The sequence below is a fragment of the Aquirhabdus parva genome (assembly GCF_003351745.1).
Lineage (GTDB): Bacteria > Pseudomonadota > Gammaproteobacteria > Pseudomonadales > Moraxellaceae > Aquirhabdus > Aquirhabdus parva.
The window spans coordinates 782,146-795,916 of the sequence record NZ_CP031222.1; the positions used below are offsets into that span (position 1 = coordinate 782,146).

Below are 13,771 nucleotides of genomic sequence, written 5' to 3' on the forward strand. Positions count from 1 at the left end.
CATAAAGTATGTTGGTAAGAGTTAAAATAATATGATATTCAGCAATATAGCAAATTTAAGGTTTATGTTGATAGGGCTAATCATTTTCGAAATGTAGTTTTTTGCATAGCGCTAGTGGATCAAAATTAGTAATCCAGTGTAAGACTTTAAATTTTAGGCATAAAAAAACGGCTCACATTGTAGGAGCCGTTTTTATTTTTTAACAAATCAAAAATTATTTAATTTTTGCTTCGTTAAAAATAACGTGTTGACGAATGGTTGGATCAAATTTTTTGATCGCCATTTTTTCTGGCATAGTGCGTTTGTTTTTGGTGGTAGTGTAGAAATAACCAGTACCAGCAGACGACACGAGGCGAATTTTATCACGCATGATTGAGCTCCTTAGTTAGTCTTAGACTTTTTGACCAGAAGCGCGCAAGTCAGCAATGACTTTCTCGATTCCATGTTTGTCAATGATACGCATGCCCTTAGCGGTCAGGCGTAGACGGACGAAGCGCTTTTCGCCTTCGACCCAGAAACGATGGTAGTGCAGGTTCGGTTCGAACCGGCGCTTGGTTTTGTTGTTTGCGTGCGAAATGTTGTTACCAACGATCGGACGCTTGCCGGTTACTTGGCAAACCTTTGACATGATGACGCTCCACTTTACTTTATATAACGACATAGCCACTGATGTAGGACACTGTGGGCTGACTACTCGCTACTCTGAAGAAAGTATAGAGAAGCAACTTAGCCGACGATATCGTATAAAAAGGCTGTTTAAAACTGATTGAAAAAAGCAAGGCGCGTTTTATACCAAAAAAACACGCCTGAATCAAGCTGGAAGCCAAAAAGCTGTCAAATTTTTACATATTTGTGCCTTTTAGCCTTCAAATGACGTCCGTTAAAAAGGATTACCGGAAAAAAGCTTTTTCCATAATTTTATGTACTGTCTTACCGAATGGCGGGAAGATCAGTTTCAAGCTATAAAACTTTGGATTTTGCAGAACCGCACGTGCATGACTCATGGTCAGAAAGCCTTCATGGGCATGATATTTACCCATACCAGAATTGCCGACACCACCAAAGGGTAGATCACCATGGACAATATGGGTCAGAACCGCATTGACGCCAAATTGTCCCGAGTGGGTATGATCAGCCACATATTGCGCACGGGTAGTATCGTAGTCGAAATAATACAGCGCCAGTGGACGTGGGCGGTCATTGATATAGTCAATCGCTTGCTCGAGCGAATCATATTCAAAAATCAACAGTAACGGACCAAACAACTCGTTCTGACAGACTTCCATATCTTGGGTAAGACCTGTGATCAGGGTTGGCGCAATTTTACGTGTTCCACTTAGGTCTTCATTGGCAGGGTTGATCTCAAAGAATTCTGCCCCTTTGCTACGTGCGTCATCCATATAACCATTCAGGCGGTTATATTGTTTATCGTTGACGATGCTGGTGTAGTCTGGATTATTCAAAAGTGTTGGATAGAGCTTGCTGATTTGTAAGCGCATTTGGGCAATGAATTCACGGGTTTTACCGCGTGGCAGCATGATGTAATCTGGTGCAACACAGGTTTGACCTGCATTCCACAGCTTACCAAACGCTAAGCGTTCAGCCACGTCTTTCATCGGGACCGATTGATGAACCAGCGTTGGGGATTTACCGCCAAGCTCAAGTAGAACAGGAGTCAGATTTTCCGCTGCAGCGGCCATCACGGTCTTGCCAATTGCACTAGAACCCGTAAAGACGAGGAAGTCAAAAGGTAAACGGCAGAATGTGTCTGAAATCACACCACCACCATTGACTACGGCAACAAGATTCTCAGGGAACACTTCACCAAGGATCTTTTCAAGTAGTGCGCCCATGCGTGCTGATGAACTAGAGATTTTAAGCATGGCGTGGTTACCAGCGGCCAATGCACAGATCAATGGACTGACTGATAATAGTAGTGGGTAGTTCCAAGGTGACATGATGCCAACTACACCCAGCGGTTGATAAGAAACCCAACCCTTCGCTGGTTGATGAATGACGCTGATATGGCGCTTGGAAGGCTGCATCCATTGGGCAAGGTTTTTGCTTGCATAGTCAATGTATTCTAAGCTAGTCATCAGCTCAGCAATTTTAGTCTCATGAACAGAGCGATTGCCGAAGTCATCGCTGATTGCCTGTGCCAGGGCATCCTGATGTTTAACTAGTACGCGACGAAGGCGGGCAAGGCGTTCAATACGCTCAGGTGCTGAGGCAATTGGGTTGGCGCGATAAGCGGCTTTTTGAGCGGCAAGTAGGTCATGGATGCGTTGTACATCTGGGGGTGTAGCGGCATCTGTAGTAAATGAATGGGCTGCTGTGTTCATGTCTAGACTTTGGGTCATGTAGAAGATAGCCTGTTTTAGAGCAATTACTCTAAACTGTCAAATGATTTTCGGTGAATGGCACGTTCATTTGTCGTAAAACGTGCTTTGAGGTTGAAACTTTGATTGCAAATTCGGTAAAGATAATGGATTCTGACCTGCTGGATAAAAGGAGCTTCGGAAAGCTAGATGAAAACTCGTGATCGCATTCTGCAAAAAAGCTTACAGCTCTTTAATGAGCAGGGTGAGCGTTCTGTCTCGACCAATCATATCGCAGCAGCGCTCGGCATCAGTCCGGGCAATCTCTACTATCATTTCCGCAATAAAGAATCGATTATCAGTGAATTGCTACTGGTTTATCAGCATGAAATTCTGGGCTTATTGAGCATTCCTGAAGGGCGCATCATGGAAGTCTCTGACAAATTCGTTTATTTCCAAGTGCTATCGAGCCAATTTTGGAAATATCGCTTCCTACACCGCGATAGTAATCATCTCATCGAGTCTAGCGATATCCTCAAACAGCGCTACCCCATTTTTGCCAAACAGGTGATGCAGCAAGGCATGCTGATTTATCGTGGCTTTGTTGATGCCGGATTAATGCGAGCTAGCAATGCAGAAATTGAAGCTCTGATCATTAATATTTGGATTGTCATGACCAATTGGTCTAACTTTTTATTAATGACTGGACATATTTCCCAGACTGATGCAATCGATGAACGCTGGTTACGCCAAGGTTTAAGGCAAATGGTGTTTTTAGAGGGGCCTTATTTAACAGGCGAAGGACGAACTGCCTATGAGCCTTTATTACAAACGTTTGGGGGCAGTACTGATGAAGGTGGATGGTTTGGTAATGTGAACTAATGTATACCAATTCACATTAACTCTAGGAATTAGCGACAATAATATTCTTGAAAAAACTAGAATGCTGATTGCCAAGTTTTTATTTGTACAGTAAAGTCCATAGGTATTAATTTGGGGTTTAGGCGAGTGGCATCGCAGCTTGCCAGATGGTGCCATGAATGGATTTTATTTTGGAATAAAAGGGTTTTGCAATTATGGACATTAATTTACAGAATGGACGCAAGATGAAGCATCTATTTCAGTTGACGGCACTCTCTACAGCATTGGTTGTCGCAGGTTGTGGTGGTGGCGGTGGCGGTGGTTTTTATGGGCCTGAAACGCCAACGACACCTATTACGCCAACTGCACCATTGGCTGCTCCAAATTCTATTGCTGTATCGCAAAGTAAAGCGACTTTAAGCACTGGTGGGGATAGCATTACTCTAACTTTCCGTGTTTTAGATAAAAATGGTGGGGCTATACTAAAAGCGCCGTTGGCTATCTCGATTGCAAATCTTGCGAATTCAGGTGCCTCACTAAGCACGCCATCAGCGATTGTTACAGATGCGACAACGGGTCTTGCAACAGTAACGCTAACATTGGCTAATGATGTCGTGGACTATCGAATCAACCGTAACATTGCTTTAACGGTGACGTCTACACAAGCGGGTGTGACTGCAACGCAGCAATTAGTTATTCCAACGACAGGCACTAAACTAACCCTCGCAACAAATTCGTCTACTTTGACTGCGGGTCAAAGTGCGCAAGTATCTGCTACAGCAGTAGATGGCGTTGGACAGCTTATTGCAGGTGCAACGGTTAATCTGCTTGACTCTGCAGGCAAAGTTATTCCAGGTATCGCCTCGCAGAAAACGGGCACGAATGGGGTAGCTACGTTTAGTGTGCCTGCTACTGCGGTGCCAGCATCAGGTCAGTTAACTGTGACTGGGCAGTTGGTAGGGAATGTTGATACTACAATCACGCAAACAGGTAATAACAGCGTGACATTGACTGCAAGTATACCAAATCAAGCGATCACTTTTCTTTCATCTTCAAGTGCCTTAGTTAATATCAATACAAATGCCAGTCTCGCAGTGCAAGTTCAAGCTGCAACTCAGGCAGAATTGACTGGTCAGAATGTGACTTTTGTGACTAGTCAAGGTTTACTTAGTTTGACCAGCGCACCGATTACCAACATCGCTAAAAATGCATCTGGTAACTGGGTAGGAACTGCAGAGACAACACTAAGTTCGGGCTCACCTGGCACTGCAACGGTTGTAGCAAGTTTTGGTAAAAATACCGTAACAGGCAATGTTCAGATTATTTCTACGATTCCTGCTGCAATGACATTACAATCCGGCACTTCAGTACTGGCCCCTAAAGCCAATACGACGATCATTGCTCTTGTCAAAGATGTGAATGGTGCTCCTGTATCCAATGCAGTTGTGAAGTTTGCGATCGCTACAGATCCATCAGGTGGATCATTATCTTCACCATTAGCAACAACGGATGGGACCGGTCAAGCATCCGTAACCTATACAGCTGGTGCAACTTCAACACTCACTAAAGCGATCTCAATCACAGCTACGGTTACTGGTTCTGCGGGTGGAGCTGTTGTGAACGGTGCTGCGCCAGTGACGTTAACGGTTGCCGGTCAGTCTGCATATATCACGATTTCACAAGATAATACCGTTGTTCTTGTAGATACGGCTCCGACGTATTATTTCAAGAATTTTTCTGAGTCTGTAGTGGATATTAATGGTGGTGCAATTGCAAACCAGCAGGTCAGTGTATCGTTGGTGCCGCAGTCCTATATGAAAGGATATTATGTATATGACAAAACTGCATCCTTATGGGAACAAGTAGTAACGGCAACTTGTTCAGCAACAACATCATCACCGTTTGTTAATCCTGTGGCCTTGCTTTCAAGCACGGCTTCGGGAGCTTCTTTGAATTTTGTGACAGGTACACAAGGATCGTTTGACTATCAAATTCGCTATGGGAAGAATTATGCAAATTGGGTAACGTTAAGTATGAACGCTTCTACTGTAGTCGGGACTAATCAAACCGTTACTGGTTTGAGTATTACTCCACCAGTTCTTGGTACGGACATTTCAGGGCCTGTAAACGTAGCTCCACCCAATGCGATCAGCCCATTTAATCCGATTCCTAAGCCATCAGACTTTGATCCAACAACGCCGTCAGGTTATACCGCAGCATATCTAGCGACTTTACATACTTGTCCGTAACATATTTTCTTTGATTTATAGTCGAACTGAACCCCGTACTTTACGGGGTTTTTCTATTGATAAATATTATCCAAGTTGAATCACTACCGAGATGATTTATAGAAAAAATCAATGAATTTTATAAAAATCGCGCTAGAATGCGAATCCTTTTTAATTGTTGGCAAGTTCTGATATTGCCCTACCCATTTACATATTGTTTTGAAAGTGTGGATTTATACCAATGACAGCAGCACACACCGCACGATTGCTGATCACTTGCGCTGATCGCCCAGGTATCGTGCAAGCCGTATCCAGTTTTCTTTATCACCACGGCGCGAATATCATTTCGCTGGATCAGTACGCGACTGAAGAGCAGGGCGGCACGTATTTTATGCGGGTTGAGTTTGCGCTTGATCGTTTGCAAGAAGTACGCGATGTACTGACTCGTTCATTTGGGGATACCGTTGCGGCGCAATATCAGATGAGTTGGCAGTTGACTCTGGTTGGTGACATCAAAAAAGTCGGTATTCTGGTCTCCAAATATGACCATGCACTGCTTGAGTTGTTATGGCGTTGGTCACGGGGCTTACTCCCTTGTGAAATCACACAAGTAGTCAGTAACCATGAAGACTTACGGGATGCGGTGGAACGTTTTGGTGTGCCGTATCATGTGGTGAAAGTCACCAAAGAGAATAAAGTTGAAGCTGAAGCCGAAATTCACGAGCTAATGGCTGGCAATGATGTACTGGTACTCGCACGTTATATGCAAATCTTAAGCAGTGAGTTTGTTGAGAAGTGGTCCTATCGGGTGATTAATATCCATCATTCGTTTTTACCAGCGTTTGTTGGTGCAGATCCCTATCGTCAAGCCTATGAAAAAGGCGTGAAACTGATTGGTGCGACTGCACATTATGTGACGGCGGATCTAGACCAAGGGCCAATTATTGAGCAAGCCGTGGAGCGTGTTAGCCATCGTTATACGGTTGAAGACCTGCGTGAATTGGGTGAAGATGTTGAACGTAATGTATTAACCCGTGCTGTGCGTTGGCATCTCGAAGATCGTGTTATTGTGCATGATAATAAAACAATTGTTTTTGATTAAAATTAATTCCTTCGTTGTTGCCCCCTTTTCAAAGGGGGCTTTTTTTGGAAGTCACCTCTTTGGCACATCACCACACACCGACATATACGCTGGGCCTCTTGCTGAGTCTTTATATTGCCCAAGGGTTGCCAGCTGGTTTTTTAACGCAGGCGCTTCCTGCGATCCTACGTCAATATCACGTATCGCTGACAGTCATTGGTTGGTCGGGATTACTGTTGTTTCCTTGGGCGGTGAAATTTTTGTGGGCGCCAGTAGTGGATCATCATTACAGCGAGAAAGTTGGCCAAAGCCGGAGTTGGATATTACCAATGTCCAGTCTAGCCATTTTGATTCTGCTGTGTGTGGCTATGTTTGAACCCACCTCATTGGTTCATCCTACGTCCGCATTCGTATTATTTGGTTTGTTATTTTTGCTCAGCATCGTGGGCGCAACACAGGATATTGCGACGGACGGACTTGCGGTACGTATGCTTGGCAGTGAGGCGCGCAGTGCAGGGAATGCTGTTCAGGTGACTGGCTATCGCATTGGCTTGATCGTTGGTGGCGGTTTGCTGTTGATCGTGATGGATTATTGGTCGTGGATGGCGGTGTTTTTTGCCATGATTGGACTTGTTATTCTCAATACTTTGCCGGTTCTGTTTTTTAAAGAGCCACTATGGTTGGAGCGTAAAGCAAAGCAAACGAATCACATTCAACCCTCTCGATCTGATCAACTTTCTTCAGTTGAACAATTAAAAATGAAGGTCAGTCAGTTTTGGGCGAAATTTCAGATTCAGTTTGGCTATTTCTGGTCGAATACAGAGATGCGTGCATGGTTACTTGTGCTGCTGGTTTTTAAAATTGCGGATTATATGTCGAGTGGGATGGTCAAACCCATGATGGTCGATATGGGTTTTAGCCTATCCAAGATTGGTTTTTGGGGAACTATCTTAGGTTCTGCATCATCTTTAGTGGGGGCTGCTTTGGCGGCCCTGCTGATGCGGCATATGCGCAGGGTCACGGCGCTCTGGGTGTTTAATGGCTTACAAGCATTGACAACGGGACTGTACAGCTTAATTGCTTTGCTCCACTCACAGGGTTATGCCCTGCAAGGTTGGGAGTTATATGCGGCAAATGCGATAGAGCATGTTGCTGCTGCAATGGCTATGGTCGGTTTGCTGACGGTTGCGATGGACTATGCGCGTCCTGCGCATGCGGGCAGTGATTTTACCTTTCAAGTTTGCGCGATGACAATATTGGGTGGAATGGGTTATTTGATCAGTGGCTATCTGGCTAATGGTTTAGGTTATACAGCCCAGTTTGGGCTGTCGGCAGGTTTGGGGATAGTTCTTCTCTTACCCATTCTGTATTGGGGGCGTTTGTTTCATCAGCCTCCAACTGCAAGCACCTCTTTGCATATTAAGCAACTGGGTGAATGAATCTTAAAGATTTAATGGACTCGTCCGACACGTAATGCAATTGGCCATTCAATTTTCCGTAAGGTTTCAGGTTTTCCCCAAAGCGGCCGTAATGTGGCTTCAAGTTCCGGAATCGGGTTGTGGCCTGTTGAGGCCATGTATTGCTTGGTCGCAGACCATGTAGCTTGGTAACCGATGAAATGGGGTAGCGACCACTCGGCTTCTAATTTAAATGTAGGTGCGCTGATTTCCTCGAAAGGGAAGGGCAAATCGCGATATAGATTCTCAACCCACTTTCGCTCGGGTGGCCAGTAATTGCCGATGATATCGTGATAATAGTGCAGTGATGGAACATCAATAGTTTCATCGACACGATGATGCGCATAGGTAATTAGTGCAATTACGCCTTGCGGTTTGAGGACACGTTTAGCCTCAGCATAGAACGCATCAAAATCAAACCAGTGTACCGCCTGTGCGACGACAAGGAGATCAACCGATTGATCTGGCAAGTTTGTGTGCTCGGCAGGTGCAACGCTGAATTGTACATTTGCGGGACCTGTTGCCTGTGTGATCTGATCCACTGAGGCATCTGTTGCCGCAACCTGAGTAAAATATTGAGCTAAATGTTTTGCCGCTTGACCATTTCCCGTAGCACAATCCCACGCAAGCTCATGTTCTACACATAAACTAGATAGCCAAGTGAAAAGCGCATTCGGGTAGTCTGGCCGAAAAGTTGCGTATGCATTGGCAAGAGATGAGAAATGGTCTTTAAACGTTGACATGGTGAGCTTCTTCTTTTTTGGGTACTGGACAAAAACTGCCTCAACATAGCATTAAATTTGTGTCATCGACTACTTCCAAAGTTGTGCCATTTGGTTATAGGTCTTTAATATTTTTTAGAGATAAGCTATTCGTCATGCGTTATTAAAACCTCAGAATGACTTAATGGTAATATGTTTTATAAACCATTTGGTTATAAATGTTGAGATAAGTCAGTGGAGCTTTTGAGATGAATTTAGCATTGGTGATCAATGTCGTGGTGTTCATCGGTTTGCTGGTGCTACTCGGTCAGACACAGCGGACATCTTGGAGCCTTGCTAAAAAAGTATTGGCAGGTCTTACGATCGGTGTGGTCTTTGGTCTGGCATTACAGCTTATCTATGGGCCAACAAACGCAGTCCTTAAAGAGTCAATTACCTGGTTTAATATCGTGGGCAATGGTTACGTCCAGTTGCTTGAAATGATTGTGATGCCGCTGGTATTCGCATCGATTTTAAGCGCGGTTGCCAAACTACATAATGCATCTTCTTTGGGCAAGATCAGCTTCCTCACCATAGGGATATTATTGTTCACCACCTTGATAGCAGCACTTGTTGGGGTGTTGATGACCAATCTTTTTGGTTTGACTGCTGAAGGTCTGGTGCAAGGTGCTAAGGAAACAGCACGTTTAACGGCAATTCAAACCAATTATGTCGGTCAATTGACTGATCTCTCAGTGCCGCAATTGATTTTGTCATTTATTCCTACCAATCCTTTTGCCGATTTAACTGGGGTTAAACCGACCTCGATTATCAGTGTGGTGATCTTCGCAGCACTACTGGGTGTTGCATCTCTACAGCTTTTGAAAGACGATGAGGTAAAAGGCCGACAGGTTCTTGTTGCGATTGATACGATACAAGCGTGGGTCATGAAACTGGTCCGCTTAGTGATGAAGTTGACACCTTACGGTGTACTTGCTTTGATGACCAAGGTTGTCGCAGGTTCAAATATTCAGGACATCATTAAGCTCGGAAGTTTTGTAATTGCTTCTTACCTCGGCCTTGCGATCATGTTTATTGTACATGCACTCCTGCTGAGTTTGGCGGGGATTAATCCTGCCAAGTTCTTTCGAAAAATATTGCCTGTCCTGACTTTTGCATTTACCAGTCGCTCCAGTGCGGCGAGCATTCCGCTCAACGTTGAAGCGCAAACACGACGTATTGGTGTACCCGAGTCGATTGCCAGCTTTTCTGCATCCTTTGGTGCAACCATTGGACAGAATGGCTGTGCGGGGCTTTATCCAGCGATGCTGGCGGTGATGGTCGCGCCGACGGTTGGGATCAATCCCCTAGATCCAGTGTGGATTGCGACATTGGTCGGCGTGGTAACCTTGAGTTCCGTTGGCGTAGCAGGGGTGGGCGGCGGTGCAACTTTTGCGGCACTGATTGTGCTGCCTGCCATGGGCTTGCCGGTGACTTTGGTGGCACTTCTAATCTCGGTTGAGCCGTTGATCGACATGGGGCGTACCACGCTCAATGTCAGTGGTGCGATGACTGCAGGTACGATTACGAGTCAAATATTGGGGCTCACTGATAAGACTATTTTTGATCATGAAGAAGAGGTCGAGTTGGTTCATCGCTAGGGAGTGGACGTATGAATAAAAAAGCCCAGTCAAATGACTGGGCTTTTTTTAGATCGCTACAAAAGCAAGATTACGCTTTTGCGTCATCCGCTTTTGGTTTTTCGCGTAAGCGAATACCCAGGTCACGTAGTTGATTGGGTTCAACTGGCGCTGGTGCTTGAGTCAATGGACATTCCGCAGTTTTGGTTTTCGGGAATGCAATGACATCACGAATCGAAGATGCGCCAGTCATGAGCATGATCAAGCGATCTAAACCGAATGCCAAACCACCATGCGGCGGCGCACCGTATTTCAGCGCATCAAGCAAGAAGCTGAACTTGTCTGCGGCTTCTTCATCAGAAATACCGAGCGCTTCAAACACGGCTTTTTGCATTTCTACTGTGTAGATCCGCAAGCTACCGCCACCAAGTTCAGTTCCGTTCAACACCATGTCATAAGCGACGGATGTTGCGGCACCCGGATCAGCCTTCATTTCTTCTACGCTGACTTTAGGTAGCGTGAATGGATGGTGAACCGAAGTCCATTGCCCATCACCAACTTCTTCAAACATCGGGAAGTCAACAACCCATAGTGGTGCCCACTCTGTGGTTGACATACCGAGGTCATGACCGATTTTGATACGCAGGGCGCCCATAGCATCGTTGACGATTTTGGCTTTGTCCGCACCAAAGAAAATCAAGTCGCCGTTTTGTGCGCCGGTGCGTTCAATGATGGTTTGTAGTGCGGCATCTGGGAAGAACTTGACGATCGGGGATTGCAGACCAGTTTCTTTGCCATCCAAACCATTGTTGATTTTGGTGATGTCGTTGATCTTGATGTATGCCAGCCCTTTGGCGCCGTAGATGCCGACGAATTTGGTGTAGTCATCAATTTTACCACGTGACAAGTCACCTGCATTCGGCACGCGTAATGCGACGACACGACCTTTAGGGTCTTTGGCAGGGGCTGCGAAAACTTTGAATTCGATGTCTTGCAGCAGATCCGCAACGTCAACCAATTCAAGAGGAATCCGCAGGTCGGGCTTGTCTGAAGCAAAGCGACGCATGGCTTCGGCATAGGTCATGCGTGGGAATTTATCAAACTTCACACCCATGAGGTTATCAAACAGCTTGACGATCATACCTTCCATCATAGTCATGATGTCTTCGTCATCCATGAATGACGTTTCAACGTCGATCTGGGTGAATTCAGGTTGACGATCCGCACGTAGGTCTTCGTCACGGAAACATTTTGCGATCTGATAGTAACGATCAAAACCAGACACCATCAGCAATTGTTTAAACAGTTGCGGAGATTGCGGCAGTGCAAAGAAGCTACCGGGTTGGGTACGTGACGGTACGAGATAGTCACGCGCGCCTTCAGGTGTTGCACGGGTCAGAATCGGGGTTTCGACATCCAGAAAGCCATTCTCATCCAGATAGTTACGGATTTGACTGGTGACTTTCGAGCGGAAGCGCATACGCTCGAGCATTTCTGGACGACGCATGTCGAGATAACGATATTTAAGGCGGTTTTCTTCTGAAACGTTGGTGAAATCATCGTTCAGTGGGAAAGGCGGTGTTTCTGAAGTCGCCAAGACTTCGATTTCTTTTGCCAAGACTTCTATTTGACCACTGATCATGTTGGCATTTTCGGTACCGGCATAGCGTGCACGGACGCGGCCAGTGATCTTCAGTACATATTCACTACGAACACGATCCGCAGTAGCGAATGCTTCTGGAGTATCTGGATCGATAACGACTTGCACGAGGCCATCACGGTCGCGCATATCCAGGAAAATCACGCCACCGTGGTCACGGCGACGATGTACCCAACCACAGAGGGTAACTGTTTGTTCTAAAAGAGCTTCGGTAAGTGTGCCGCAGTAATGGGTGCGCATCATGGTGCGAGATGTCCAACGTATTCTATAAAGGGCAAGATTATGCCGTATGCAGCTAGGTAGGACAAGGGATTCAGGCATATTCGCGTGAATTGAGTTGATTCATCTTATGGAGATTTGTAGGCGTAACCATCCGGTTGGGGAAAACTGTATTTATAAAAATATTGAACATTTGGTCAAAATTATTTAAGCGACATGTAGTCAATAAGTTTCTTCTATCTTTAATCAAAATATTAATTTTAAAGAATTTTAATACACATGCTTAATCTAACTATTCATTATGCCAATGACACCTAGTGATAAATTCAATTGGTCATCCCTGCATAAAAACGGGATAATAAGGCTGTCTCATTTCTTGATAGACGCCGTCATGACCGCTTTACCAACCGCACCAGCCACCCAATCCGTTCAAACCAAGCATATGCCACCTGCCTTAGTGGTGTTGATGTCTATCGCGACAGGGATATCCGTTGCCAGTTTGTATTATGCGCAGCCCTTACTCCATACCCTAGCGCTTGAGTTTCATCTGACAAGTAGCGAGGCGGGTGGTATCGTGACAACTGCACAAATTGGCTATGCGATGGGCTTATTACTGATCGTGCCTTTAGGTGATCGCTTTGAGCATCGGCGCTTAATTGTGATCATGACCTTGCTTGCCGCAGTGGGTTTAGCTTTAACGGCAATTGCACCAAGCTTTACCCTATTACTCATCGCAACGGGTTTGACCGCGTTATTCACCGTCGTTGCCCAGATTTTATTACCCTTTGCGGCAACACTTGCTGCGGATGACGAACGGGGTAAAGTCGTGGGCACGGTCATGAGCGGTTTATTGATGGGCTTATTACTCGCACGTACGGCTTCGGGATTATTGTCTTCATTGGGGAGTTGGCGCACGGTCTATGCTGTAGCCGCAATAGCGATGACCATACTGGCCTTTGTCCTCTATCGCGCATTACCGCCTTATCGTAAGATGTCATCGCTCCCTTATCCGCAGCTGATTTTATCTGTGCTGCGTTTATTTTTAGAAGAGCGGGTTTTACGCGTACGAGCATTGATTGGTGGATTGATCTTTGCCGTCTTTAGTGTGCTATGGACATCGATGGCTTTTTTGCTTGCTCAAGATCCGTTTCATTATTCTGATGGCACGATTGGGCTGTTTGGATTAATCGGTGCCATTGGCGCGCTTGCCGCTTCGGGTGCGGGTCGTCTGGCAGATCGTGGTCTGGGTGGTCGTGTCACGACTTTTGGTTTAGTCATTTTGTTATTGTCTTGGCTTGCCATGGTTTTTGCTCCGATTTCAGTTTTTGCTTTGATCGTTGGTATCTTGCTTCTTGATCTTGCAGTACAAGCGATCCATGTCAGTAATTTAAATGCACTGTTTAATAAACGTCCTGAAGCACGGAGTCGTTTGAATTCCGGCTATATGACGTCTTATTTTATTGGCGGAGCATTGGGTTCGGTCCTTTCTGCCAATGCCTATCAATATGCGGGTTGGCAAGGAGTTGTTTGGGTGGGTGCGGGTTTGAGTGCATTGGCACTGTTGGTGTGGTTTTGGAGTTTAGCGCCGATACGGCGCTGAGATGTT

General features: G+C 45.6%; 11 protein-coding genes. 6 read left to right on the top strand and 5 right to left on the bottom strand.

What is annotated here, in order from left to right; genetic code table 11:
* Positions 1 to 214: 214 nt before the first annotated feature.
* The 3 genes from rpmG to HYN46_RS03495 all read right to left on the bottom strand — a co-directional run bounded on the left by rpmG (position 215) and on the right by HYN46_RS03495 (position 2,342).
* On the bottom strand, positions 215 to 370 hold the full coding sequence (gene rpmG / locus HYN46_RS03485) for a 50S ribosomal protein L33 (protein ID WP_114898118.1): 156 nt from the start codon (positions 368 to 370) through the stop codon (positions 215 to 217).
* Between the two features lie 21 nt (positions 371 to 391).
* Positions 392 to 628, bottom strand: a complete 237-nt coding sequence (rpmB, locus tag HYN46_RS03490) for a 50S ribosomal protein L28 (RefSeq protein ID WP_114898119.1) — start codon at positions 626 to 628, stop codon at positions 392 to 394.
* A gap of 262 nt (positions 629 to 890) precedes the next feature.
* Positions 891 to 2,342, bottom strand: a complete 1,452-nt coding sequence (locus HYN46_RS03495; RefSeq protein WP_114900572.1) for a coniferyl aldehyde dehydrogenase — start codon at positions 2,340 to 2,342, stop codon at positions 891 to 893.
* Positions 2,343 to 2,528: 186 nt separating this feature from the next.
* Here HYN46_RS03495 and HYN46_RS03500 point away from each other — a divergent pair, with 186 nt between their 5' ends.
* The 4 genes from HYN46_RS03500 to HYN46_RS03515 all read left to right on the top strand — a co-directional run bounded on the left by HYN46_RS03500 (position 2,529) and on the right by HYN46_RS03515 (position 7,927).
* Positions 2,529 to 3,200, top strand: coding sequence for a TetR/AcrR family transcriptional regulator (locus tag HYN46_RS03500; protein WP_114898120.1), 672 nt, complete (start codon positions 2,529 to 2,531; stop codon positions 3,198 to 3,200).
* A gap of 194 nt (positions 3,201 to 3,394) precedes the next feature.
* A complete protein-coding gene (locus HYN46_RS03505) occupies positions 3,395 to 5,428 on the top strand; it encodes a beta strand repeat-containing protein (RefSeq protein WP_114898121.1) in 2,034 nt (677 codons plus the stop codon).
* 214 nt (positions 5,429 to 5,642) lie between these two features.
* The gene (gene purU, locus HYN46_RS03510) at positions 5,643 to 6,509 is read left to right on the top strand and encodes a formyltetrahydrofolate deformylase (protein WP_114898122.1); all 867 of its coding nucleotides are present in this window, start codon (positions 5,643 to 5,645) and stop codon (positions 6,507 to 6,509) included.
* A 44-nt stretch (positions 6,510 to 6,553) separates the two neighbouring features.
* Positions 6,554 to 7,927: an MFS transporter gene (locus HYN46_RS03515; RefSeq protein ID WP_228254876.1), complete on the top strand. Its 1,374-nt coding sequence runs from the start codon at positions 6,554 to 6,556 to the stop codon at positions 7,925 to 7,927.
* A gap of 11 nt (positions 7,928 to 7,938) precedes the next feature.
* Here the strand turns inward: HYN46_RS03515 and HYN46_RS03520 are convergent, their stop codons facing one another.
* Positions 7,939 to 8,688 (bottom strand): class I SAM-dependent methyltransferase, encoded by a 750-nt coding sequence (locus HYN46_RS03520; protein ID WP_114898123.1) that lies wholly within the window; start codon positions 8,686 to 8,688, stop codon positions 7,939 to 7,941.
* A 227-nt stretch (positions 8,689 to 8,915) separates the two neighbouring features.
* On the opposite strand from HYN46_RS03520, the gene HYN46_RS03525 reads away from it, so the two are divergent.
* Positions 8,916 to 10,307 carry an L-cystine transporter gene (locus tag HYN46_RS03525; RefSeq protein ID WP_114898124.1) on the top strand — a complete coding sequence of 464 codons (1,392 nt, stop codon included), beginning with the start codon at positions 8,916 to 8,918 and terminating at the stop codon, positions 10,305 to 10,307.
* A gap of 70 nt (positions 10,308 to 10,377) precedes the next feature.
* Here the strand turns inward: HYN46_RS03525 and aspS are convergent, their stop codons facing one another.
* Complete coding sequence (gene aspS, locus HYN46_RS03530; protein ID WP_114898125.1) at positions 10,378 to 12,189, bottom strand: aspartate--tRNA ligase; 1,812 nt, start codon at positions 12,187 to 12,189, stop codon at positions 10,378 to 10,380.
* A 367-nt stretch (positions 12,190 to 12,556) separates the two neighbouring features.
* Here aspS and HYN46_RS03535 point away from each other — a divergent pair, with 367 nt between their 5' ends.
* On the top strand, positions 12,557 to 13,765 hold the full coding sequence (locus tag HYN46_RS03535; RefSeq protein ID WP_114898126.1) for an MFS transporter: 1,209 nt from the start codon (positions 12,557 to 12,559) through the stop codon (positions 13,763 to 13,765).
* The last annotated feature ends 6 nt before the right edge of the window (positions 13,766 to 13,771 follow it).